At 58.0% G+C, this 17,811-nt stretch carries 22 protein-coding genes and 1 pseudogene; 13 read left to right on the top strand and 10 right to left on the bottom strand.

Going from position 1 to position 17,811, the window contains the following annotated elements; genetic code table 11:
* Positions 1-94: 94 nt before the first annotated feature.
* From HU719_RS18000 to HU719_RS17985, 4 genes are all read right to left on the bottom strand, one after another.
* A complete protein-coding gene (locus HU719_RS18000; protein WP_186516990.1) occupies positions 95-421 on the bottom strand; it encodes a helix-turn-helix transcriptional regulator in 327 nt (108 codons plus the stop codon).
* On the bottom strand, positions 405-659 hold the full coding sequence (locus tag HU719_RS17995; RefSeq protein ID WP_186516908.1) for a type II toxin-antitoxin system RelE family toxin: 255 nt from the start codon (positions 657-659) through the stop codon (positions 405-407). Before HU719_RS17995 ends, HU719_RS18000 begins: the two co-directional genes overlap by 17 nt.
* 444 nt (positions 660-1,103) lie before the next feature.
* Entirely contained in the window at positions 1,104-1,625 is a 522-nt protein-coding gene (locus HU719_RS17990; protein ID WP_225917302.1) for a GNAT family N-acetyltransferase, read from the bottom strand.
* A complete protein-coding gene (locus tag HU719_RS17985; RefSeq protein ID WP_186534893.1) occupies positions 1,583-1,870 on the bottom strand; it encodes a type II toxin-antitoxin system TacA family antitoxin in 288 nt (95 codons plus the stop codon). Before HU719_RS17985 ends, HU719_RS17990 begins: the two co-directional genes overlap by 43 nt.
* A 1,496-nt stretch (positions 1,871-3,366) precedes the next feature.
* On the opposite strand from HU719_RS17985, the gene HU719_RS17980 reads away from it, so the two are divergent.
* The 3 genes from HU719_RS17980 (at position 3,367) to HU719_RS17970 (ending at position 4,429) form a co-directional block, all read left to right on the top strand.
* Complete coding sequence (locus HU719_RS17980) at positions 3,367-3,681, top strand: type II toxin-antitoxin system RelE/ParE family toxin (protein WP_186534892.1); 315 nt, start codon at positions 3,367-3,369, stop codon at positions 3,679-3,681.
* Positions 3,681-3,968, top strand: a complete 288-nt coding sequence (locus tag HU719_RS17975) for a helix-turn-helix domain-containing protein (protein ID WP_186534891.1) — start codon at positions 3,681-3,683, stop codon at positions 3,966-3,968. The genes HU719_RS17980 and HU719_RS17975 overlap by 1 nt, the downstream gene beginning before the upstream one ends.
* 74 nt (positions 3,969-4,042) lie before the next feature.
* Positions 4,043-4,429 carry a hypothetical protein gene (locus HU719_RS17970; RefSeq protein WP_186534890.1) on the top strand — a complete coding sequence of 129 codons (387 nt, stop codon included), beginning with the start codon at positions 4,043-4,045 and terminating at the stop codon, positions 4,427-4,429.
* Between the two features lie 238 nt (positions 4,430-4,667).
* Here the strand turns inward: HU719_RS17970 and HU719_RS17965 are convergent.
* Positions 4,668-5,524, bottom strand: a protein-coding gene (locus tag HU719_RS17965; RefSeq protein WP_437179683.1) for an IS5 family transposase whose coding sequence is annotated in 2 segments (ribosomal slippage) — positions 4,668-5,176 and positions 5,176-5,524 — 858 coding nt in all. Because the reading frame shifts where the segments join, the coding sequence is not laid out codon by codon here.
* A gap of 326 nt (positions 5,525-5,850) precedes the next feature.
* Here HU719_RS17965 and HU719_RS17960 point away from each other — a divergent pair.
* The 3 genes from HU719_RS17960 (at position 5,851) to HU719_RS17950 (ending at position 7,994) form a co-directional block, all read left to right on the top strand.
* Positions 5,851-6,081 carry a hypothetical protein gene (locus tag HU719_RS17960; protein WP_186534888.1) on the top strand — a complete coding sequence of 77 codons (231 nt, stop codon included), beginning with the start codon at positions 5,851-5,853 and terminating at the stop codon, positions 6,079-6,081.
* Positions 6,082-6,450: 369 nt separating this feature from the next.
* On the top strand, positions 6,451-7,149 hold the full coding sequence (locus HU719_RS17955) for a hypothetical protein (protein ID WP_186534887.1): 699 nt from the start codon (positions 6,451-6,453) through the stop codon (positions 7,147-7,149).
* A 35-nt stretch (positions 7,150-7,184) separates the two neighbouring features.
* Positions 7,185-7,994, top strand: a complete 810-nt coding sequence (locus HU719_RS17950; RefSeq protein WP_217843718.1) for a hypothetical protein — start codon at positions 7,185-7,187, stop codon at positions 7,992-7,994.
* 2 nt (positions 7,995-7,996) lie between these two features.
* On the opposite strand, the pseudogene HU719_RS17945 reads toward HU719_RS17950, so the two are convergent.
* A pseudogene (locus tag HU719_RS17945) lies at positions 7,997-8,857 on the bottom strand (hypothetical protein); the annotation flags it as partial.
* A gap of 438 nt (positions 8,858-9,295) precedes the next feature.
* Here HU719_RS17945 and rimO point away from each other — a divergent pair.
* From rimO to tsaA, 5 genes are all read left to right on the top strand, one after another.
* Positions 9,296-10,627 carry a 30S ribosomal protein S12 methylthiotransferase RimO gene (gene rimO, locus HU719_RS17940; RefSeq protein WP_186534885.1) on the top strand — a complete coding sequence of 444 codons (1,332 nt, stop codon included), beginning with the start codon at positions 9,296-9,298 and terminating at the stop codon, positions 10,625-10,627.
* Between the two features lie 86 nt (positions 10,628-10,713).
* A complete protein-coding gene (locus HU719_RS17935) occupies positions 10,714-11,175 on the top strand; it encodes a GNAT family N-acetyltransferase (RefSeq protein ID WP_186516843.1) in 462 nt (153 codons plus the stop codon).
* A gap of 122 nt (positions 11,176-11,297) precedes the next feature.
* The gene (locus tag HU719_RS17930) at positions 11,298-12,008 is read left to right on the top strand and encodes an rRNA pseudouridine synthase (protein ID WP_186534884.1); all 711 of its coding nucleotides are present in this window, start codon (positions 11,298-11,300) and stop codon (positions 12,006-12,008) included.
* Positions 12,009-12,056: 48 nt separating this feature from the next.
* Entirely contained in the window at positions 12,057-12,518 is a 462-nt protein-coding gene (locus HU719_RS17925; RefSeq protein WP_186534883.1) for a YehS family protein, read from the top strand.
* Positions 12,519-12,524: 6 nt separating this feature from the next.
* Positions 12,525-13,220, top strand: a complete 696-nt coding sequence (tsaA, locus tag HU719_RS17920) for a tRNA (N6-threonylcarbamoyladenosine(37)-N6)-methyltransferase TrmO (RefSeq protein ID WP_186516839.1) — start codon at positions 12,525-12,527, stop codon at positions 13,218-13,220.
* A gap of 70 nt (positions 13,221-13,290) precedes the next feature.
* Here tsaA and fpr read toward each other — a convergent pair whose 3' ends face one another.
* Positions 13,291-14,070 (bottom strand): ferredoxin-NADP reductase, encoded by a 780-nt coding sequence (fpr, locus tag HU719_RS17915; RefSeq protein ID WP_138218473.1) that lies wholly within the window; start codon positions 14,068-14,070, stop codon positions 13,291-13,293.
* A gap of 119 nt (positions 14,071-14,189) precedes the next feature.
* Here fpr and HU719_RS17910 point away from each other — a divergent pair, with 119 nt between their 5' ends.
* Positions 14,190-15,116: a LysR family transcriptional regulator gene (locus HU719_RS17910; protein WP_186516838.1), complete on the top strand. Its 927-nt coding sequence runs from the start codon at positions 14,190-14,192 to the stop codon at positions 15,114-15,116.
* A gap of 3 nt (positions 15,117-15,119) precedes the next feature.
* Here HU719_RS17910 and HU719_RS17905 read toward each other — a convergent pair whose 3' ends face one another.
* The 3 genes from HU719_RS17905 to HU719_RS17895 all read right to left on the bottom strand — a co-directional run bounded on the left by HU719_RS17905 (position 15,120) and on the right by HU719_RS17895 (position 17,174).
* Positions 15,120-15,485, bottom strand: coding sequence for a diacylglycerol kinase (locus tag HU719_RS17905; protein ID WP_023631044.1), 366 nt, complete (start codon positions 15,483-15,485; stop codon positions 15,120-15,122).
* A gap of 76 nt (positions 15,486-15,561) precedes the next feature.
* Positions 15,562-16,212, bottom strand: a complete 651-nt coding sequence (gene erdR, locus HU719_RS17900; protein WP_186516837.1) for a response regulator transcription factor ErdR — start codon at positions 16,210-16,212, stop codon at positions 15,562-15,564.
* A 251-nt stretch (positions 16,213-16,463) separates the two neighbouring features.
* Positions 16,464-17,174, bottom strand: coding sequence for a tRNA-uridine aminocarboxypropyltransferase (locus tag HU719_RS17895; protein WP_186516836.1), 711 nt, complete (start codon positions 17,172-17,174; stop codon positions 16,464-16,466).
* Positions 17,175-17,387: 213 nt separating this feature from the next.
* Between HU719_RS17895 and HU719_RS17890 the strand changes: the two genes are divergently transcribed.
* Positions 17,388-17,810, top strand: a complete 423-nt coding sequence (locus HU719_RS17890; protein ID WP_186516835.1) for a quorum-sensing-regulated virulence factor family protein — start codon at positions 17,388-17,390, stop codon at positions 17,808-17,810.
* Position 17,811 lies beyond the last annotated feature (1 nt).

Genomic DNA, 17,811 nt, shown 5'->3' with positions numbered 1-17,811 from the left:
GCCTGCAAAAGGCCCCGACGCAACGGCGCGAAGCATAGCGCAGCGTTCGTCGTATTTCTGCTGGTCAAGCGCTCTTCGGACGTTCAGAAATGGCTCAGAGATCGAGCAGTTGCAGCGGAATACCGAGCGCTGCGGCGATCTTCTGCCGCGTAGCCTTGCGCGGACGTTCTGCGGCCTCCTGCTGAGCATAGGCAGGTTGCGAAATACCAAGGCGCAGGGCGACCTCTGCCTGGGTCAGATCAAGATGCCGGCGCCACGCAGCGATAGCGGTCGCGCCTTCTCTGACCATGTAGCCGACAACGTCATTGGGCACCAGATCCTGCTGGGGGCGACTGGCGATGTAATCGGCATAAGGCAACACGACAAAAGCCGGGCGACCATCGGCGTCATTGATGATCTGCACGTTAGTAGGTGTGTTCATCGCGTTTTCGGATCTCTTCGATGTGGACAATTTTCACCCCTCCATCCCAGTCAAACAGAACGCGGTAATTTCCGACCCTCAGCCGGTAGCCCTGCGGATGGTTTAACAGCGCACGGACATTGTGCACATCCGGCATCTGAGCCAGCACCTGGACCGCGTCGTAGATTCTGACCTGATCACCACTTGTGATCTTGCGTAGCTGTTTTACTGCCTTTCTGGACCAGTCGATCGTATTCATCCGCCCGCCGTCACACCGCAAATAATAAGTGTTTTATAAGCATTAACAAGCATTTTATTACGCGACGGAGAGTGCGCAGCAACGCCCTGCTTAGCAAGGCTTGGAAACGCAAGGTTATGTTTCCAGCCGTTGCTTACTGGCGCCGGGCAACGCCATGGATGGGGAAACAACGTTCGTCGCATTTCTGCTGGTCAAGCGACCTCGTGCTCGCTAGAATTGCGCACTTTTTGATCAGAGGCGCGCAAAGCGCCCGCCAGGATCGCCCCCGTTACCGGCCGGGCGGCCTGTATTCAATACCGAGGTTAGTCATGTCCACCACCAACGCCATTCCTAAGGTCGGCTTTGTTTCGCTGGGTTGCTCGAGCGATAGTCAAAATATACCTTCGGTACTCGGTGTCCTGTTAAACAAAAAGCCCGCATAAGCGGGCCTTTTTTCGACAGTTGCTACCTGAGGGGAAGCATCATCGTCATGGGAGCAAGGTCAGGGCAAGGAATGAACCCCGCGTGCTTTGCGTAGAAATCGGTAAGACGGTCGTTGAGCGGATGCACTATTAACGCTGTGGACCCAATCACTTCAGAAGCGATGATGCAGCGCTCAATCGCGTCTGCCAGCAACGCCACGGATAGGCCCCGACCGCTCGCTGCTTCCGTCACGCCCATGCGACCCAGAACTGTCACAGGGAGCGGATCTGGTGCATTACGACGAATCTTGGCTGTCGCACCATGCCGGCGGTCGATCGCACTGTTCGAAAGTGTGTAATACGCAGCGACCTCATGCGTGCCCTTGAAGCACACCACGTAGACCATCGCGTGTTTGGCGTTCTGCGCCTTTAGAGCTTTGCTCCACAGATAGTCATTGATTGAGGGTTCGTTGCAGTTGAACTTATCCGTCACGTGGTGACTACCCAGCTTCTCGGGAGGGCTCAGCTCCAGGGCTTCGGTCGGGCAAGCAGTTTCTTGACGCATTCATTGCTCCTGATGGGGTTCGCATCGAGAGCCTTTTCAAAACGGTCGAAAGCTTCATCACTAAGCAGGAAAAGCTTGCGATCCAGGATCACCTCCTCAGCGCGCTGACAGGCAGCGTTTAGGATGAAACTGGTCCGATCGACGCTGAGAATCTCAGCTGCAGCATCAATCAAATCCCGCCGTTTCGAATCGGCCCTCATATTTATTGACACGGGCTTGATGCCCGCTTCTGCCACTCTTTCCATTACTTCCTCTCCTTCCGGGGTGCGTGTGTGATATCTACTCCTCTATCGCCTTTGACAATGAAACTCCCTAACGCATTGGGTGTGAGTCATACGGACGCCTACTTTGTTGCAGCGGCAAAAATAGGTTGCGCTGCTCTCCCTGTCAGTCATGACAGCCGGGATTGGCTGCTCATGTTACCGGCCTATATCCAGCAGAATCGACTCTAGCACAGCGTGTTGCTGATGTGTATCTGTGTAGCCATTAACTATACGACGAACGGTGCGCTACATTGCAACGTGGGTGTGGCGACTGATCTGGCTGAAAGCCATCTACTGCAGTGGTTACAGCGTCTTTATGTCTGTCGCCCTTGCTACGCTGCGCAGTTCAGAAACGATGCGTGCTGAATCTGAAAACCCCGCTAAACCGGATTTTTCCGACACTCGCCCACGGATTCCGTGGCTTGCAGCCAGCCCACCCGATCGTCTCTCCCCCGCTTCACTGTGCAAGCCCGGCTGCCGAACCTGTCATTCCCTTTCACAGTATGAAATGGGCCTTCCCCTGCGAGAACCCACAGACGGCGGGGCCTGGAGCAGGCATTGCACCCCACCGCTGGTTTGCATTATTTCGCGAGGCAAAGCGCGTCGGCGGGAGGGGGATAAGTGATTTTCTCGCGCAATTTTTTTCTCGCCGCAATTTTCCCGCGCGCGTGCGTTGCAACTGGTCGGCTCAGCACTGTACCAAGCCGATGTTTTCAAATACTGTATGCGCATACAGTATTTTTCGCAGGTGCCCTCATGCTCGCACAACAAGCCAACCTCTTAACGCTCCCCGAGTGGTACCACCTCCTCCAGGACACTGATGCACTGATCCAGGAGCCCACGAAGCGTCATCGGGAATTGCTGCACCATGCCTACGCGCTGCGCGATGCCACCCGGCGATAGCTGTCGCATTCTCTATGCCTGTGTAACCGACAACATTATTGGGCAACAGACCCTACGGGGGCGGCGGACGATCTAATCGGCACAAGGCAGCACGGGAAGAAGCCGGACGACAATCGGCGGCGTTAGGCGTTAATGACCTGCACGTCAGTGCGCAGCAACGCCCTGCTTAGCAAGGCTTGGAACCGCAAGGTTGTGTTTCCAGCCGTTGCCTACTGGCGCCGGGCAACGCCATGGATGGGGAAACAACGTTCGTCGTATTTCTGCTGGTCAAGCGACCTCGTGCTCGCTAGAATTGCGCACTTTTTGATCAGAGGCGCGCAAAGCGCCCGCCAGGATCGCCCCCGTTACCGGCCGGGCGGCCTGTATTCAATACCGAGGTTAGTCATGTCCACCACCAACGCCATTCCTAAGGTCGGCTTTGTTTCGCTTGGGTGCCCCTAAGATACCCAAAGTAAACAGGGGAATCCTCCGACCGAGGGCCGGCCTGGTTGATCAAAAATGATCAGCAAATAGTTGATACTTTCTGAGCGTCTGGCTATCATCCACATACGCCAATGACGCATAGCAGGGATTGCATGATCTTCATCGAGTCACCAATTTTCACCTCCGATCTAGCGGAGCATTTGGACGATGAGGAGTACCGAAAACTGCAGAGGTATCTCGCAGAACACCCCACATCGGGGGCCCTCCTTGAAGATACCGGTGGACTGAGGAAAATCCGCTGGGCGGCCAATGGCAAAGGCAAAAGTGGTGGCGTCCGGGTGATTTATTACCATGTGACATCGGCACAACAGATACGAATGATTCTGATTTATCGAAAAGGTATCATGGATACCTTGACCGATCGTCAGAACGCGCAGCTCCGCGCACTTAACAAAGGGTGGAAATAATGGAAAAGAATCTCTTCGATCGTCTTGTGGAAAGCATGACCCAGATGGATGAGATCGATCGCGGTGAGCGTCAGCCATCGCGTGAATTCCACGTAGACGCGGTTCAAGTCAAGAAGATCCGCCAAGCAACCGGGCTTTCTCAAGCTACGTTCGCCAAACGCATAGATGTTGCCGTAGGAACTCTACGTAATTGGGAGCAAGGACGCCGTGAGCCTGAAGGTCCAGCACGGGCGTTGCTCAGGGCTATCCATAACGACCCTGAACATGTACTCGCGGCCTTGAGCTGAGAAGGGTCTACCGCGTTCAACAACTAGCTGTAGTCCAACAGTTCCCCCTGCCCATCGCTTCCTCGGAGCCGCTGATGAAAGCCCCTGCCCCACATCCTGCGTTACCCAAGATCGATGTAAGAAAAGAAGGACGTTCTTGGCGGGTGGATTGGGACTATCAAGAAGCCCCCGAGAGCCGTGTGCTATTCGACAACGAGTTTCTGGACGGGTATGTATGCGGCATGGTCGACGCCCTAGGTGTGTCGACTGGCAAAATATGCCGCCCATCCGCTCGCGTTGGCACGGTGAAAAAGATTACTGAAGAGACCGCACTGAAGCTGGCAGAACTGCTCAAGAGTCTGCTACATCCGACCGTCACAGCGGAACACAGGCGCCTGGTGAACCAAGCAAATCTCCCGCATTTGAAGCTCCAGGCCGAAAGCAATGAAGTGAAAAGCCCCGACAGCCTGCAAATAGCCTGAAAGCTTACTGCCGCTAGGCCTCTCGGTTTGTAGCAGATCTGGCATCGCGACTTGGTGCGCATTACCAGAAGCGGGGCAAATTTGGAAAATCGACCTTTTCGCCTGTTTTCCAACCTACCGCCTAAGCGGGCTGGGGCTTTACGGAATTGCTCCCCTCGATACAAGCCTGCAGCACGCCATGCAAGCGCGTGACATTTCTTTGCAAAACTTTGCACGCAGTGCAATGCCTTCTCAGTTGCTAGGCTCTGTCTGAAAAGAGGTGTCTCAAACACCGCATAGCGCAGGCCAGCGAGACCATCGCGGCATAACTTTTCGCCAGCTTGTCGAAGCGCGTCACGATCCTCCGATTCTCTTTCAGCCAGCCAAACATGCGCTCGATCACATTGCGTTGACGGTACTTTGGGCGATCAAACAGGCGGGGTAGCCCAGGCTTGGGCTTGCGCTTCATCGAGCGCAGAGGAATGACCGGCTGCATGCGGTATCGGTCACAGTAACGCCGCAGAGCATCGGCGTCGTAGCCCTTGTCGGCTAGCAGCCAACGGCAGCGTTTGCGAGGGCGGCCACGTTGGCTCGCCGGGATGCTTACTTCATCCAGTAGCGGCTGGGCATAGCTGATGTCACTGGCTTGACCGCCAGAGAGAAGGAAGCGTAACGGCACGCCGTTGGCATCGCAAAGCATATGAATCTTCGTGATGAGGCCACCGCGACTGCGGCCTAGAGCATGATCGGCAGGTTCATCAGGCCCCCTTTTTTACCTGCACCTGATGAGGCGCGGGTTGCACGAACAGCGGTTGAGTCGATCATCCAGGTCTGCAGGTCGATGAGACCTTTATCGTTCAGTCGGAGGTGTAATCGCTTGAGCAACTGATCGAATGTGCCCCTATTCCGCCAATCCCGAAAGCGATGGTAGACCGTTCGCCAAGGCCCGAACCGCTCGGGCATGTCCCGCCATGCAGCACCTGAGCACAGCAGCCACAGTACGCCGTCGAGCATCAGACGATCATTTGATCGCGGCCTTCCTCTGCAGTGGGTTGGAGTGAAGAGATCCGCGATCACGTCCCATGCTTCATCTGAAAGTTCGTAGCGCTTGGCCATCACAGAATTCCTTTCCGTAGATGGCTGAAAAAATTACAGAATTTCGGCTTTCGGGGTACGGGAGTTCAGTTTCTCGGAATTTCAGACAGAGCCTAGGTCCAGCAGTGGGCTTGGGCTGAGTCCCGTATTGCACCACACCAGGTCTTTGCACTTTTTTGTGACGCAAAGCCCGTCGGCGGGAGGGGGATAAGTAATTTTCTCGCGCAATTTTTTTTCTCGCCGCAATTTTCCCGCGCGCGTGCGTTGCAATTGGTCGGCTCAGCACTGTACCAAGCCGATGTTTTCAAATACTGTATGCACATACAGTATTTTTCGCAGATGCCCTCATGCTCGCACAACAAGCCAACCTCTTAACGCTCCCCGAGTGGTACCACCTCCTCCAGGACACTGATGCACTGATCCAGGAGCCCACGAAGCGTCATCGGGAATTGCTGCACCATGCCTACGCGCTGCGCGATGCTCATTCGGTTGATGCAGGGACTTTGGCAGAAATGCTGGAGCTAGCTGATGAAGCGTTGATGTACGCGCATCAAGCGACGGAAGCTGAGAACTGGTAGGTGAGGCGGATCATGCGAATGCTTGTGACGCCAATGCGCTATCGAGGTGTCAGCATGTCGCCCCAGGATCGCGGTGGGTATCAGGGCGTGACGGTAGACGTTCGGGTCACATGCATTCAGGATGATCGGCTAGGACGAGCCATTGAATCTGGTCGAAATTCATCCCTACCTAACCTATGCAAAGAAGCCGCTGCCCTCGCTGTACGACGCGAGACTATATGGCATGGCCACATTCCGATTTGCGCTGATCGGATTCTAGATTATTGATGGGCACGCGTGCGCCCGGTCTGGTGGTGTCGCTGAGGGTAATTCCACTGCCCTCCCAGAATGATTACCATAGTAGCCCTATGCCGCCAGCCGAGAAGTGCTATGGAAATTGTGGGTGCTCTAACCGAGTTCCGTAAAATACTCGAAAATCCTGCTGTTATTGGCTTAGGAGCTGCGTTCATCGGCGGTTTTTTCGCTAGACACGCTTCAATTAAAGCTTATGAATTGAGTGAGAAACGAGCAAAGAGGGAAGCGTTAGTTTCAGTTCGTAACTCTTTGCTACTCATCAGCACTGAAATGGGAGCGGCGTGGGGCCTCTACAATATGGAGTATGCCGCCAGCCTTCTTGCCCTTCCGCAAGGTGAACCTCATATGTATCGCCTAGATATTGGGGCTGATACATTTACAGTTTATGACACCATGGCAAGTTCTCTCGCGGAAATCGACCCGACCACTGCAGGTTCTATAGTGAGAACCTATATGCGTATGAAGGGTTTGGTGGCCATGATTGAAACCAACAATCGGTACTTAGATTTGGTGTGGGGGGCAGGAAGAAAACGACTTCAGGAGATGACGCAGCTAGCTGTCAGCGTTGATGCTACGGGCAACGATCATTCGTTCTATCATGACCAATGGGTTATTTTGGAGGCTAAGGTTCTGGGTATGGGATCTTATGCGGATGCGCTGAAGACACTGACCGCAGAACTTAGCCAGACTTATCCTGTGCTGATGCGTGATATCGAGTCAGCAATTACAAAAATGAATCAGGAGATATCGGACCCGGGCCTAGGAAGGCTCTAACTTAAGCTGCCTAAACAAGTATGATTTGAGGATGAATGATGGGAATCCATTTCGAGAAAAAGCCAGAATCAAAACTAAGAAAGCGCGATTTGTTTTTCGGGGCCATTTTTCTTGCCTTGTTAATTGCTGGACTTGGAGTGCTATTTTTAAGAACATCCAGTGATGATTTCTGGCAGATTAAATTTATCGACCTATTCAGTCTCGTCGCTCAAGTGGCCACGGCAGGCGCGCTTATTCTTGGTGTATATCAGTATCAGAGAAACAAGCAACTTGATAGGCAGATAGCACTAGTGGCTGAGTGTCGTAGCTTGATAGAGAAGATGACCATCGTAGCCAATAATTTCGCTCACCTTGCAGGCCCAACACCTTCACAAGCTAAAGAGCTCATTCGCTCTTTGGTCAGTGCCAATGAAAAATTTGACGCAATTTACTTGTCGCTAAGCGAGGACATTAACAAGGCGATCGTTAGGATGCACTGGCAAGATTTCTATTTCGAATCTCTTACTGCTGCGATCAGCAATATTGACGGGGAGGGGCTGGTAGAAGCATTTGGTATGCCTACCACTGCAGTGCTGGGATCATTGCTCTCGATCCGGAGTAAAAAAACAGTGCCAGAGAGCCTGGTAAGTTTCGAGGCGTACTCAATGGCGGTAGAAAAAAACTTCCAGCGCATTACGATTAAGGCGCAGGACGCGGTAGATTTATTTATGTTTGAGCGGTATTTTTTCACTCACCAATCTCTAAATGACCACTTGTACGGAACAATGAATATTGTCGACCCCAAAATCAGGATACCCGCAATTCATGCTTTGAATATTCATGTCAATAAGAGTTTTTACTCTTAGTTTTATTGCTGCTGTTCAGAGGTTATCGGCTTTAACTTTTCAGCAAGTAATAATGCCGATGTATCAGCTTGTGTGAAAGCACTTGCGTTGCTCGGTACCGGCGTCGGCCCGTGTGTGTGTGCGGCCAACTGCACGTTCATCTCGTGCACAAGTTCCAGCAGATCGCACAGCACCTGCAGCACGTTCACGCTTTCCGACCCCAGCCACGTCTTCGGCGCCTGCAAGCGCTGGCTCACGCCCACCACGCTCGCCCGCAAGCCCTCGATCCGCTCCTGCAGGTCGCCACCGATCGTCGCGTTCAGCTTCTGCCCTACCACTAGGTTGAAGTCCCGGCCCGTGGCCTGGTTAAGATCATCGATGGCGGCCAGGCTAGCTGCCCCACCTGAAAGCAGCTTGAGGGCACCCATCGCCTCGAGCGTCTTGGTACCGCCCACCGACTCGGTGGAATGGTCATCCACGTTGCTGGCGTGGCTCTGGTACTGCTCGCGGTTGTCCAGGGCCTCAACTTCGCGCTCAATCGCCTTGTCCTGGATCTTGCCATCGGTCTGGCGCAGCCAGTTGCCGTCCGCGTCGACGCGCTGCTGGCAGGCCTCGCTTTGTTGCCACACCTGGTCACCTTTCGGCACCCGGGGCAGGCTCAGGCCGTGCGCCAGGATCTGCTGGATAAAAGGCTTGTGCGGCAGGCCGTACGCGAACCCTACCACCACGGTGGTGCCTTTCTCGGGAAAGCCGAACATCCCCGCCGCTTGGCCGCCCATCGGCGCCGGCAGATCTGGGGCAGGCTGACCGTCTGGTAGCAGGATGTCGACATCACCGCCAAAGCGCGGTCAGAAGTCGTCGCACAGCCCGGAGAATGCCAAGGCGCTGGGCGACATCGGCCGAGGCCCTGTCAAGATGCCAGCGCCACCCGGCGATAGCTGTCGCATTCTCTATGACTGTGTAACCGACAACATTATTGGGCAGCAGACCCTACGGGGGCGGCGGACGATCTAATCGGCACAAGGCAGCACGGGAAGAAGCCGGACGACAATCGGCGGCGTTAGGCGTTAATGACCTGCACGTCAGTGCGCAGCAACGCCCTGCTTATCAAGGCTTGGAAACGCAAGGTTATGTTTCCAGCCGTTGCCTACTGGCGCCGGGCAACGCCATGGATGGGGAAACAACGTTCGTCGTATTTCTGCTGGTCAAGCGACCTCGTGCTCGCTAGAATTGCGCACTTTTTGATCAGAGGCGCGCAAAGCGCCCGCCAGGATCGCCCCCGTTACCGGCCGGGCGGCCTGTATTCAATACCGAGGTTAGTCATGTCCACCACCAACGCCATTCCTAAGGTCGGCTTTGTTTCGCTTGGGTGCCCTAAGGCCCTGGTCGATTCCGAGCGCATCCTTACCCAGCTGCGCATGGAAGGCTACGAAGTCGTGCCCACTTACGAGGACGCCGACGTCGTGGTGGTCAACACCTGCGGCTTCATCGATAGCGCCAAGGCCGAATCGCTGGAAGTGATCGGCGAAGCCATCAAGGAAAACGGCAAGGTCATCGTCACCGGCTGCATGGGTGTCGAGGAAGGCAGCATCCGTGACGTGCACCCCAGCGTGCTGTCGGTCACCGGCCCCCAGCAGTATGAGCAGGTGGTCAATGCCGTGCACCAAGTGGTGCCGCCGCGCCAGGACCACAACCCGCTGATCGACCTGGTGCCGCCGCAAGGCGTCAAGCTGACCCCGCGTCACTACGCCTACCTTAAGATTTCCGAAGGCTGCAACCACAGCTGCAGCTTCTGCATCATCCCGTCGATGCGCGGCAAGCTGGTCAGCCGCCCGGTGGGCGAAGTGCTGAGCGAGGCCGAGCGCCTGGTCAAGGCTGGCGTCAAGGAAATCCTGGTGATCTCCCAGGACACCAGCGCCTACGGCGTCGACGTCAAGTACAAGACCGATTTCTGGAACGGCCGCCCGGTCAAGACGCGCATGCTCGAACTGTGCGAAGCGCTGAGCAGCCTCGGCGCCTGGGTGCGCCTGCACTATGTGTACCCCTACCCGAACGTCGATGACGTGATCCCACTGATGGCCGCGGGCAAGATCCTGCCGTACCTGGACATCCCGTTCCAGCACGCCAGCCCCAAAGTGCTCAAGTCGATGAAGCGCCCGGCCTTCGAAGACCGCACCTTGGCACGTATCAAGAACTGGCGCGAGCAATGCCCGGAACTGGTGATTCGTTCGACCTTCATCGTCGGCTTCCCTGGCGAAACCGAAGAAGACTTCCAGTACCTGCTGGACTGGCTGAGCGAAGCGCAACTCGATCGCGTGGGTTGCTTCCAGTACTCGCCGGTCGAAGGCGCCCCGGCCAACGACCTGGGCCTGGCCGAAGTGCCGGATGACATCAAGCAGGACCGTTGGGACCGCTTCATGGCTCACCAGCAGGCGATCAGCACGGCGCGCCTGCAACTGCGCATCGGCAAGGAAATCGAAGTACTGATCGACGAAGTCGAAGAACAAGGCTCGGTTGGGCGCAGCTTCTTCGATGCCCCGGAAATCGACGGCAGCGTGTTCATCGACGGCGATCATGGCTTCAAGCCAGGCGACAAGGTGCGTTGCCGCGTAGTCGATGCCGATGAGTACGACATGTGGGCCGAGCCCATCTAAGCGCGCTGCGTCGAGAATACCCCGCCAACTGGCGGGGTATTTTTTTGCATCTATGTTTGCTTGAGAGGCCAACACAGGAGCCACCCTTGAGCAAGCCACCGCTGACGCTGCACACACCTCGCTACACCGACTACCCGGAGCTGGTACGCATCTGGGAGGCTTCGGTGCGCGCGACCCACGACTTTCTGCCTGACGCCTATATAGTCTTGCTGCGCGATCATGTGCTCAGCCGCTACCTGGACGCCGTGATGCTGGTCTGCGGCAAAGACCGCAACGGGCGGATACAGGGCTTTGCCGGGGTCGCCAATGGCCGTATCGACCTGCTGTTCGTGGCACCCGAGCAGCGCGGCCAAGGGGTAGGCCAGCGTTTGCTGCGCCACGCCGTGAGCGAGCTGAACGCCGAACGCCTGGATGTCAACGAACAGAACCAGCAGGCCCTGGGCTTCTACCTGCACGAAGGGTTTGAAATCATCGGGCGCTCTGAAACCGACGGCCTTGGGCAGCCCTACCCTTTGCTGCACATGCGCCGGCTTCCTGCAGCGACATGAGGCTTGATCCGATATTGCTGGGGACCGTTGCCGAATTGACGTAAATGACACCGATAGGCCGCCGCAAGCTCGCCGGGCCGGGTACAATGGCGCCTTTCCCTGCACTGCGAAGCTGAATGTCCATGTCCGAGCCTATCCGTCTGTCAAAACGCCTCATCGAACAGCTTGGCTGTTCGCGCCGAGAGGCCGAAATGTACATCGAAGGGGGCTGGGTCACGGTCGACGGCGTGGTGGTCGAGCAGCCGCAGTTCAAGGTCGATACCCAGCGCGTCGAGCTGCTGCCAGGCGCCACGGCCGACACCCTCGAGCCGGTCACGCTGCTGCTCAATCAGCCCGCCGGGCAGGCCCTGAGCATTGCCCAGGCCAGCCTCGGCATGGCCAGCCTCAGCGAAGCCCATCGCGAAGGTGTGCGGGCCCTGCACGGGCACTTTGTCCGCCAGGAATGCATTGCACCGCTGCTGCCCGGTGCTGCTGGCCTGCAGGTCTTCACCCAGGACTGGCGGGTAACGCGCAAGGTTGAAGCCGACCTGCGCCGCATCGAACAGGAATACATCGTTCAAGTCAGCGGCGAAGCCAAACCGGGCGCGCTGGAGCGCCTGGCCCGTGGCGTCGAGCGCAAAGGCGTCGAACTGCCCAAGGCCAAAGCCAGCTGGCAGAACGAGCAACACCTGCGCATGGTGCTGAAAGGCCCGCAAGCGGGGCAAATCGAAGCCCTGTGCGAAACCGCTGGCCTGAAGGTGCTGGGCATGCGCCGCATCCGCATTGGCGGTGTGTCCATGGGCAAACTGCCGCTGGGCCAGTGGCGCTTCATGGCGACTACCGAACGTTTCTAGAAATACATGCCGCGCATGTACGCGCGGCGCTCGAACAGGATTGTTTCAATGAACCACAACGACGTCATGCGCAGCCTGCGCTACATGATCAAGGCCAACGACCAGAAAATGGCCGAAATCATTGCCCTGACTGGCCTGCAAGTTACTGCACAAGCCATCGCCGGCTACGTTAAAAAGGAAGAAGAACCCGGTTTCGTGCAGTGCCCGGACAACGTCATCGCGCACTTTCTCGACGGCCTGGTGATCCACCGCCGTGGCCGCGACGAAAGCCGCCCGCCGCAGCCTATCGAAGTCCCCGTCACCAACAACAGCATCCTGAAAAAGCTGCGTGTGGCCTTCGAACTCAAGGAAGAAGACATGCATGCCGTGCTCAACTCGGTCGACTTCCCGGTCTCCAAGCCCGAGCTCAGCGCACTGTTCCGCAAGGCTGGCCATGACAACTATCGCCCGTGCGGCGACCAGCTTCTGCGCAACTTCCTCAAGGGCCTGACCTTGCGCGTACATGGCTAAGTGGTGATGCCGCATTCGGTTTCGCCGGTGGGTATCGTGCGCTCCTGCTTCAAGGAAAAGTTCGCCATCCCTCGCCAGCCACAGCTGGCGCCAGCCGCCCGCGGTGTGCTGGAACTGCTGCCCCCGTTCAACCAGGGTGATGCGGTGGCTGGCCTGGAACAGGTGAGCCACGTCTGGCTGCTGTTTTTGTTCCATGAAGCGCTTGAAGACAAGCCGCGCCTGAAGGTGCGCCCCCCGCGCCTGGGCGGCAACAAGAGCATGGGCGTGTTCGCCACCCGCGCGACCCACCGGCCCAATGGCATCGGGCAATCAGTGGTCCGCCTGGAAGGGGTCGAGCCGGGCCGGCTGTTGCTGTCCGGCATCGACTTGCTCGACGGCACGCCGGTGCTGGATATCAAGCCATATGTGCCCTACGCCGACAGCGTTGCAACGGCAACCAACCTGATGGCCGACGCTGCACCCGCGCCTATTGTCGTGCTTTGGCACGAACATGCCGTGCCCCAGGCCCATGCGCATGCGCAGCGCCTGGGTGAACCGCTGGTCGAGCTGATCGAGCAGTGTCTGGCGCAAGACCCGCGCCCGGCGTACCAACTGCCACCACCGGAGCGGGTCTACGGGGTGAAATTCTGGGATGTGCAGGTGCGCTGGCATTACCCCCAGCCGGACCAGATCCGCGTGCTGGAAGTAGTGCGCGAGACTTGAGCCAGAGCCGCTGCATCGCAGGCATAAAAAAACGCAGACCAAGGTCTGCGTTTTTTTTGCCGCGTTCGCCTTACTTCTCGACGAAGGCGCGCTCGATCAGGTAGTCACCTGGCTCGCGCATACGCGCCGACACTTTCAGGCCGAAGCTGTCGAGCACTTCGCTGGTTTCGTCGAGCATGCTTGGGCTGCCGCAGATCATCGCACGGTCATCCTGCGGGTTGATCGGTGGCAGGCCGATGTCGCTGAACAGCTTGCCGCTGCGCATCAGGTCAGTCAGCCGGCCCTGATTCTCGAACGGTTCGCGAGTAACGGTTGGGTAGTAGATCAGCTTTTCTCGCACCGCTTCACCGAAGAACTCGTTCTGCGGCAGGTGTTCAGTGATGAACTCGCGATAGGCGACTTCGTTCACGTAGCGAACGCCGTGGACCAGAATGACTTTTTCGAAGCGCTCGTAGGTTTCCGGGTCCTGGATGACGCTCATGAACGGCGCCAGGCCAGTGCCGGTGCTCAGCAGGTACAGGTGCTTGCCTGGGTTGAGGTCGTCGAGTACCAGCGTGCCGGTAGGCTTTTTGCTGATGATGATCTCGTCGCCTTCCTTCAAGTGCTGCAGCTGCGAGGTCAGCGGACCGTCCGGCACCTTGATGCTGAAGAACTCCAGGTGCTCTTCCCAGTTCGGCGACGCGATGGAATAGGCACGCATGAGCGGACGGCCGCTTTCCTGCTGCAGGCCGATCATCACGAACTGACCGTTCTCGAAGCGCAGGCCCGGATCGCGGGTGCACTTGAAGCTGAACAGGGTGTCATTCCAGTGGTGCACACTGAGGACACGTTCGTGGTTCATGTTGCTCATCTAGGGTGGCTCCTGAAGAAATACGCGGCGCGCAAAACGCGCAGTTGCGCGATAGTTTAGGGGCAGCGACAATATCTGTTAACTGAATTATCAAGATATGTGTTATCGGTTATATAGATATGCGATTCACGCTTCGTCAACTACAGGTCTTTGTCGCCGTCGCACAGCACCAGAGCGTCTCTCGAGCCGCAGGGGTGCTGGCGTTGTCGCAGTCGGCTGCCAGCACGTCGATCACTGAACTTGAGCGCCAGTCCAGCTGCCAGCTGTTCGACCGTGCCGGCAAGCGCCTGAGCCTCAACGCCTTGGGCCACCAATTGCTACCACAGGCCGTTGCCCTGCTCGACCAGGCCAAAGAGATCGAGGACCTGCTCAACGGCAAGTCCGGCTTTGGCTCACTGGCCGTCGGCGCCACGCTGACCATCGGCAACTACCTGGCAACCTTGCTCATCGGCAGCTTCATGCAACTGCACCCGGAAAGCCAGGTGAAGCTGCATGTGCAAAATACAGCACATATCGTGCAACAAGTTGCCCACTACGAAATTGACTTAGGTCTGATCGAGGGCGACTGCAACCACCCGAACCTGGAAGTGCAGCCGTGGGTCGAGGATGAATTGGTGGTGTTCTGTGCGCCTCAGCACCCACTGGCGAAGGTTGGCCACGCCGACATCGAGCAACTGGCCCATGAGGCGTGGATTCTTCGCGAACAGGGCTCTGGCACTCGGCTGACCTTCGACCAGGCCATGCGCCACCACCGCGCCAACCTGAACATCCGCCTGGAGCTTGAGCATACCGAGGCAATCAAACGTGCCGTGGAATCGGGCCTTGGCATCGGTTGCATCTCGCGCCTGGCCCTGCGTGATGCGTTCCGCCGCGGCAGCCTGGTGCCGGTGGAAACCCCGGCACTGGACCTGGCGCGGCAGTTCTACTTCATCTGGCACAAGCAGAAATACCAGACCTCGGCGATGCGCGAGTTCCTGGAACTGTGCAGAAGCTTTACCGCAGGCGTTCAGCGCAGCGACGAGATCGTGCTGCCGACCATAGCCTGAGCACTAACCCAGCAGGATAACGCCCCACACCAGCGCGACCATGCTCATGGCCACCAGTTGCGCGGCGCTGCCCATGTCCTTGGCGTTTTTCGAAAGCGGATGGCGGTCAAGCGAGATGCGGTCGATGGCCGCTTCGACTGCCGAGTTGAGCAGTTCGACGATCAGCCCCAGCAGACATACAGCAATCAGGATCGCCCGCTCGGCGCGGCTGACCGGCAGCCAGAAGGCCGTCGGAATCAGCAGCACGTTGACCAGCACCAACTGGCGAAACGCCGCCTCGCCCTTGAACGCTGCGCGCAGGCCGTCCAGCGAATAGCCAGCGGCATTGAAAATACGTTTGAGGCCGGTCTGGCCTTTGAATGGCGACATAGGTGCAGTGACTTCACCGAAAAATGGCCAGCAGGCTAGTTCAACCGTGGTCAAAAAAGCGTGAAGGCACAGTAACTTAGCTGGCCGAAACCGATTCAAGTTGTTGCAACAGCAATGCCGCCTGGGTGCGAGTACGTACCCCAAGCTTGCGGAAGATAGCAGTAACGTGGGCCTTGATGGTGGCCTCCGAGACGCTCAACTCATAGGCGATCTGCTTGTTCAGCAGACCTTCGCAAACCATGGTGAGCACGCGGAACTGCTGCGGCGTGAGGCTGGCCAGGCCTTCGCTGGCGGCCTTGGCCTCAGCGGACACATCGACCTTCTCGAATGCCTGCGGCGGCCACCAGACTTCACCATCCAGCACCTTCTTGACCGCTTCCTGGATGACGCTCAAATCGCTCGACTTGGGGATGAAACCGCTGGCGCCAAACTCGCGCGACTTGACCACCACTGCTGCTTCTTCCTGCGCCGAGACCATCACCACCGGAATCTGCGGGTACTGCCCGCGCAACAGCACCAGCCCCGAGAAACCGTACGCACCGGGCATGTTCAGATCGAGCAGGACCAGGTCCCAGTCGGCTTTTTCGCTGAGCCGGGTTTCCAGCTCGGCGATGCTCGCCACCTCGACCAGGCGCACGTCCGGCCCAAGGCCCAGGGTAACGGCCTGGCGCAGGGCGCTGCGGAACAACGGGTGATCATCGGCAATCAGGATTTCGTACGTGGCCATTTGCTCTATGGATCCTGTTCTGTGCCGGGCGCAGGGTACGGGAGGCGCCGGGCGGGCAACTCAAGCTGACGGCAGGGCCGTCGGCCGGGATGGCACGGCGCAGAGCGGTTGTACCGCGCCTTCAGCGTGCCTGAAGCGGCGCCAAGGATGCCGAGCACACCCCGGGTGGTCAAGCCAATTACCCGGTTGCCCTGGCCCTGTGGCTGCCAGCCCCGACAGTATGAACCAATCCGCGGCGCTCGCCCCTTGGACTATAGGAAGGTATGCAGGCGCTGGTGTACTTCGTCCTGCTCATCCAGCGGCAGGCGGCGCTTGCCACTGAGGTAATGCAGGCTGAACACGTCCAGGTAGGCATCCAGTGCCTGCGAAGCCTGGTTGTCACCGGCCAGATCCAGGCACATGGCGGCCACTTCGGCGGTGCAGAAATGGTCATCACGCTTGGACCGGCGCAGGCGATAGCGCGACATCTGCTCGGCTTCAAGGCTCAGCACCGGGAAGCGGTCAAGGTAGGGGCTCTTGCGAAACATCTTGCGCGCTTCGGTCCAGGTGGCATCGAGCAGGATGAACAGCGGGCGCTTGCCGGGCTCGGCGTGCACCTCGTTGACCACCCGTTCCTGGGCGACGAACTCACCGGGGAAGACGATATACGGCTGCCACTGCGGGTCGTCGAGCAGGGCCAGCAGGCGCTCGTCGACCGCGGTGCGCAGCCAGCCGAAGGCGCAGGTGTCTTCAATCAGGTCGGCAATCAGCCAGCCGGTGTTAGTCGGCTTCAACGGCTCGGTGTCGTGCATCAGCAGGCACATGCCAGCGTTGGCCTGCACCCTGGGTTTCCAGGCGCACAGGCAGTGAGTGGCAATCACCCGGCATTCAGGGCAGCGCTCGGCGCGAGAGCCACGGGCGATGAAAGGCTTGACGCTGCGGGCCAGGCGCTCGGCGCGCAGGCGCGAGACTGCGTGGCTCATGGCTGCAGGCCTTGGCTGGAGGAGGAGACGGGCACGGCGACAACTCGGCAAAAACAAAGCGCAAGTCTACCAGAGCGCAACTGTTTTGCCGTGCAGGGCAAGCCGCTGCTCCTTTATAATCACAGGCTTTGGCGGCCACGGAACCCAAGGGTTTCATGGAACGCCGGCTGCAGGTGCCGGTCAAAGCGCCAGTTATCGAACCAGGAGAGATTCATGCTGCGTGTTATCGCCCCGACCCTGAGCCTGCTGCTCGCTCTGCCGCTGGCCGCACAAGCCGCCTCCAAGCAGGAGTACGAGCTGACCCAGGTGCTGCAGAAAGTCGCCAAGGAAAGCAGCATTGGCACCCCGCGTGCCATCAATGAAGACATCCTTGACCAGGGTTATACCGTTGAGAAGGGCAAGGCCTTGGTCAACCACCTGAGCGTACGTCAGAGCCATGCAGAGCGCATGCTGGCCAACCCTCAGCAAGTCCGTAGCCAGCTGGGCGACAGCGTGTGCCGCAACAACGGTTACCGCCAGCTGATGTCCAAAGGCGCGGTGCTGGTCTATCGCTTCACTGTCTACAAGACCAACCAGCCGATCATGGACCAGGCCTTCGACGCTGCCAGTTGTGTATCGGGCAACAAGAAGAAGTGAT

It is taken from the genome of Pseudomonas farsensis (genome assembly GCF_014268805.2).
GTDB lineage: Bacteria > Pseudomonadota > Gammaproteobacteria > Pseudomonadales > Pseudomonadaceae > Aquipseudomonas > Aquipseudomonas farsensis.
Note: the sequence above shows the minus strand (reverse complement) of the source record. Positions and strands in the feature narration are given on the sequence as shown.

Excerpts from the sequence above, each read along its gene's own strand:
- HU719_RS18000 (WP_186516990.1), bottom strand. The coding sequence starts at position 421 with ATGAACACACCTACTAACGTGCAGATCATCAATGACGCCGATGGTCGC.
- HU719_RS17995 (WP_186516908.1), bottom strand. The coding sequence starts at position 659 with ATGAATACGATCGACTGGTCCAGAAAGGCAGTAAAACAGCTACGCAAG.
- HU719_RS17990 (WP_225917302.1), bottom strand. The coding sequence starts at position 1,625 with ATGCGTCAAGAAACTGCTTGCCCGACCGAAGCCCTGGAGCTGAGCCCT.
- HU719_RS17985 (WP_186534893.1), bottom strand. The coding sequence starts at position 1,870 with ATGGAAAGAGTGGCAGAAGCGGGCATCAAGCCCGTGTCAATAAATATG.
- HU719_RS17980 (WP_186534892.1), top strand. The coding sequence starts at position 3,367 with ATGATCTTCATCGAGTCACCAATTTTCACCTCCGATCTAGCGGAGCAT.
- HU719_RS17975 (WP_186534891.1), top strand. The coding sequence starts at position 3,681 with ATGGAAAAGAATCTCTTCGATCGTCTTGTGGAAAGCATGACCCAGATG.
- HU719_RS17970 (WP_186534890.1), top strand. The coding sequence starts at position 4,043 with ATGAAAGCCCCTGCCCCACATCCTGCGTTACCCAAGATCGATGTAAGA.
- HU719_RS17960 (WP_186534888.1), top strand. The coding sequence starts at position 5,851 with ATGCTCGCACAACAAGCCAACCTCTTAACGCTCCCCGAGTGGTACCAC.
- HU719_RS17955 (WP_186534887.1), top strand. The coding sequence starts at position 6,451 with ATGGAAATTGTGGGTGCTCTAACCGAGTTCCGTAAAATACTCGAAAAT.
- HU719_RS17950 (WP_217843718.1), top strand. The coding sequence starts at position 7,185 with ATGATGGGAATCCATTTCGAGAAAAAGCCAGAATCAAAACTAAGAAAG.
- rimO (WP_186534885.1), top strand. The coding sequence starts at position 9,296 with ATGTCCACCACCAACGCCATTCCTAAGGTCGGCTTTGTTTCGCTTGGG.
- HU719_RS17930 (WP_186534884.1), top strand. The coding sequence starts at position 11,298 with ATGTCCGAGCCTATCCGTCTGTCAAAACGCCTCATCGAACAGCTTGGC.
- HU719_RS17925 (WP_186534883.1), top strand. The coding sequence starts at position 12,057 with ATGAACCACAACGACGTCATGCGCAGCCTGCGCTACATGATCAAGGCC.
- tsaA (WP_186516839.1), top strand. The coding sequence starts at position 12,525 with ATGCCGCATTCGGTTTCGCCGGTGGGTATCGTGCGCTCCTGCTTCAAG.
- fpr (WP_138218473.1), bottom strand. The coding sequence starts at position 14,070 with ATGAGCAACATGAACCACGAACGTGTCCTCAGTGTGCACCACTGGAAT.
- HU719_RS17910 (WP_186516838.1), top strand. The coding sequence starts at position 14,190 with ATGCGATTCACGCTTCGTCAACTACAGGTCTTTGTCGCCGTCGCACAG.
- HU719_RS17905 (WP_023631044.1), bottom strand. The coding sequence starts at position 15,485 with ATGTCGCCATTCAAAGGCCAGACCGGCCTCAAACGTATTTTCAATGCC.
- erdR (WP_186516837.1), bottom strand. The coding sequence starts at position 16,212 with ATGGCCACGTACGAAATCCTGATTGCCGATGATCACCCGTTGTTCCGC.
- HU719_RS17895 (WP_186516836.1), bottom strand. The coding sequence starts at position 17,174 with ATGAGCCACGCAGTCTCGCGCCTGCGCGCCGAGCGCCTGGCCCGCAGC.
- HU719_RS17890 (WP_186516835.1), top strand. The coding sequence starts at position 17,388 with ATGCTGCGTGTTATCGCCCCGACCCTGAGCCTGCTGCTCGCTCTGCCG.